The following is a 4,154-nucleotide window of genomic DNA, read 5'->3' on the forward strand; positions in this document are numbered from 1 at the left end:
GGGCTGATGCGGGTGGGGGCGCCGCCGGCCCGGTCGCCGGCCCCGGGGCCCGGGCGGCCGACCGCCCCGGTCCGCGTCTCGCCGCCCGCCGACGCGAGGAACGACACCGCCGTCACGAGCGCGCCCGTCAGTACCACCACCCCCGCCGCCAGCCAGGCCTTACGGCTCGCCGGCAGGGTGGACATCCGGCCCGCGAGCGTCTCCCGGGCGATCCACGCACCGTCGCCGCCGCCCGTACGCGTCACCGATGCGCAGTCGGGACAGCTCATACCGGGCAGCGCACCCCGTCGTTGACCGCCGCACTGTTGGCACCTCATGGCAGCACACCATGCCAGTGCCGCGTCCCCGCAGGGAGGGATCGTACGGAATTGGCCCGACGCCGGTCCCGCGCCGCCGCGCCGGGCCGGCGGCGGGCTTCAGCGCAGTTCGTCCGGGCACGGAGTCCCGGGCTGCAGCTGATACGGGGCGCCGAGCCGGTACACGCCGGGGCGCGGGGCGAGCAGTTCCGTCCACTCGTCGCCGTACTCGTCCTCTTCCATCTTGATCAGGCAGCCGTTCTCGTTGGTGAAGGACTTCGGGGTGTCCTTGTCCGCACGCTGCTTGGACGCCTCGGTCTCCTGCGGCCGCTCCAGGCTCTTGCCCTTCTCGTCCACGACGGCGAGCCAGGGCGAGTACGGGATACGGATCAGCACCCGGCCCGCCTCCTTCACATGGATGGTCAGCTCCCCGGCCTCGGCCTTGTCCACCGTCGCCGGCGGATCGGCCATCGGCACGGGGCCCTCCACCGCGAAGAGCCGCCAGTTCTCGTCGGACCAGATCGCCTTGAGGTACGGCAGCCCCTTGTCGACCAGCTCCGTCTCCTGGGCGGCGCCGCTGGAGTCCGGGTCGCCCTTCGGCAGCACCACGTAGTGGACGGCCCAGCGGTCGAGCCACTGGCGGTAGTTGACGGGGTTCAGGGTGTCGTCGTAGAAGAGCGGATTGCGCTCCATGTCGGCCTGCCGGTTCCAGCCGCGGGCCAGGTTGACGTGCTGCATCATCGCCGCCGACTCCCGGTGACTGCTCGGCGGGACCACCTCGACCCTGCCCCGGTCGGCCCCGACCTGCTGGAGCTGGTCGACCAGCGGCGCCAGCGCCCGCGTCCAGGACGCGGTGGGGGCGGTGCGGACGATGTCGTCGACTCCCTTGAAGCCGATCCAGAAGTTCAGTCCGACGAACGCCAGGACCAGTGCGTACCACTTACGGGACCGGGGCACGGTGTACGGGAGCGCGGCCAGCAGCACCACTCCGGCGAACAGCATCGCCATGCGCGAGACGTTCGAGCCGATCTGCGAGTCGACGACGTACGTCAGCAGCGTCCCGATGCCGTACACGGCGGCCGCGGTGCGCACCGTCTTCCAGTCGGCCGGCACCAGGAAGAAGACGAGAACGGCGAAGATGAACGGGCCCGACAGCGTCGCGATCGACATCGGCTGCGTGCCGGAGAACGGGAACAGCCAGGCGGACAGCGCCACCACCACGACCGGCGCCAGACCCAGGGCGTACGCGCCGGGGCGCCGCTTGTTCAGGAACAGCGCCGCCGCGATCACCCCGAGGAAGAGTCCGGCCACCGGACTGCCCGCCGTCGCGAGGGCGGCGAGCGGTGCGGCGACGGCCGCCTTCGCCCAGCGCTTGTACCGCCAGCGGTACGGCCAGCAGAACACCGCCGCCGTCGCGCCGATCGCGAACATCATGCCGAGCCCGAACGTCACCCGGCCCGACAGCGCGTTGCACAGATACGCGAAGACACCCGCCATCGAGCAGGCCAGCGGATTGCGCACCGCCTTCACCCGGTAAAGGATCAGCGAGGTCAGGCCCGCCGAGACCGTTCCGGCGATCATCATCGTCGTGCGTACGCCGACCAGCGACATCAGATACGGCGAGACGACGCTGTACGAGACGGGGTGCATGCCCCCGTACCAGGCCAGGTTGTACGCCGTCCCGGGATGCCGGCCGACGAACTCGGCCCAGGCGTCCTGGGCCGCGATGTCACCGCCGCTGTTGGCGAAGAAGAGGAACCAGAGAATGTGCGCGACGGCCGCGACCGCGGTCGTCAGCAGGACCGGATGCCTCAGGCACCGCTCCTTGAGAGCGTCGAACCCCCCACGGAACCCCCCGGTTCCGTCCGGCCCGTCCGTACTCCTCGCGGAGCTTGCGGAAGCCGTGCTGCTCGCCCGTGTCGGCTCGGCAGTGGTCACTGCGACTCTCCCCGTCCCTCCCCGGACGCGTTGGAACCGCCGGCTTGCCTGCTCGGGTCTCATGGGCGGGAAGACGCGTTCCAGGGTCCACGCGTTGCCCCCGGGACGCTAACACGCACCTTCTCGTCACCGCCCGGAAAGGACCCGGGAACGGGCCGGGAAKGGGCCCTTTCCCGGCCCGTTCCCGGGCGTCGAGGCCCGCGAGGCACCGTGCGCCGCCGTGAGGTGCCTCACGGCGGGCCATCCCGGGCCCTTCCCCGGCTTCCTCCCGGCTCCCCCGGCTCGCCCCGCCTCCCCGGCTTCCCCGGCCCTTCCGGCTCGCCTCGCCTCCCCGGCTTCCCCGGCCCTTCCGGGCCGGGGCCGCGGAGTGTCAGCTGATCCGGGTCAGCTTCTGGCCGAAGCCCGGGTCCTTCAGGTCCGCCTGGAGCGCGACCGGGGTACTGACCCTTCCGGGGCCCGTCCCCACGGTCACCACGCCGACCTTCGTGCCCGCCTTCATGCTGCGCGAGATCTCCTCGCCGTTGCCCTTCACGGACAGCTCGATCTTGAGCCCCGCCCAGCCCTTCGCCTTGAGGTCACCGGTCGCGACCAGCGGAGTGTGGCCGCCGAACCCGTCGTCGACGTACCCGACGACATCGCCCTTCTTCACGACCGTGGCGGACGTCACTGCCTTCTGCGCGTCCTGGATCAGCTTGAGGCTGTTGTTCAGCGACATCACGAGGCTGTCGTACGGCTGGCCGGTACCCGCCTGCTGTCCCATGACGGCGCCGTAGATCCAGAGCGTCTTGCCGTCCACGACCGTGTTGGCGGACCAGACCAGGTTGCCGCCGGCCGGCGTGGAGGAGCCGGTCTTGATCCCGCTCACACCCGGCTGCAACAGGATCGAGTTGTTGTTGTAGATCGTCCCGTCGACTCCGTCGATCTCGATCTGCGGGGTGTCGACGATCTCCCGGAAGACCTCGTTCTGCATCACGGCCCTGGCCAGCTTGAGCTGGTCGGTGGCGGTGGACACCGTCGTCTTCTTCAGCCCGCTCGGGTCCGTGTACGTGGTGCCGGTCATGCCGAGGTCCTTGGCCGCGGCGTTCATCTTCGCGATGAACTCCGTCTCGGACGAGTCCCAGCGGGCGAAGAGGCGCGCGGCGTTGTTCCCCGACGGGATCATCAGGAGCTGAAGCATCTGCTTCTCGGTGAACTGCTGCCCCTTGCTGATCGGGGCGGTGGACTCGTCGCCCAGCTTGGACTCGTCCTCCGCCTGCTGATCGACGGTGATCTTCTCGCCCTGCTCCTTGCCGGTGAGCGGGTGCTCCTTGAGCACCACGTACGCCGTCATGATCTTGGCGACGCTGGCGATGGGCGCCGGCTTCTGCGCGCCTGCCGAACCGAGCGAGCCGACACCGTCCACGGTGACCGCCGACTGTCCCTGCTCGGGCCAGGAGAGGTTCAGGTCGCCGCCCTTGAAGGTGTACGCGGACTCCGCCGTCATCGTCAGCACCGGCGCCGGCAACGGGCGCACCATCTGCACGACTGCAAAGATGATCAGCAGCAGGATGACCAGCGGGGTCCAGATCTTGACCCGGCGCACGGCGGTACGGACCGGGGTCTCCGGCGGCGGCGGGGTGTTCGTCAGCTCCGCAAGCAGGTCGAGCGGCGGCCGGGGCGGCATCGGCTGCTGCCGGGTCCGCTCGGCACCGCTGAGCGACGCGGCGGGCTGCTGAGCGGCGCCGGGGGCGTCGTCGGTGTCGGTTTCGGCGGCGCCGGTGTCTGCGCCGGAATCGGAGGTGTCGGCGTTGTCGGCCGGCGCCGTTCCGTCTTCGGACGCCGCGTCTTCAGCGTCCGGCGCCGAAGGCTCCCCGGGCTCCTCAGGCACCTCGGACTCGTCCGGCTCCGCGGCGGCATCGGCGGCCGCGTCCTCGTCCTTGG

2 protein-coding genes and 1 pseudogene are annotated in these 4,154 nt (G+C 70.7%); all 3 read right to left on the reverse strand.

Annotated features, from left to right (window positions below):
* Nucleotides 1-269 (reverse strand): annotated as a pseudogene (locus EAO72_RS42130) (adhesin); the annotation flags it as partial.
* A 147-nt stretch (nt 270-416) separates the two neighbouring features.
* Nucleotides 417-2,234: an MFS transporter gene (locus tag EAO72_RS23245; protein ID WP_148019211.1), complete on the reverse strand. Its 1,818-nt coding sequence runs from the start codon at nt 2,232-2,234 to the stop codon at nt 417-419.
* Nucleotides 2,235-2,604: 370 nt separating this feature from the next.
* On the reverse strand, nt 2,605-4,154 hold a 1,550-nt coding region (locus EAO72_RS23250; RefSeq protein WP_261991608.1), incomplete at its 5' end, for a D-alanyl-D-alanine carboxypeptidase family protein.

It is taken from the genome of Streptomyces sp. OR43, from assembly GCF_008042275.1.
Classification (GTDB): domain Bacteria; phylum Actinomycetota; class Actinomycetes; order Streptomycetales; family Streptomycetaceae; genus Streptomyces.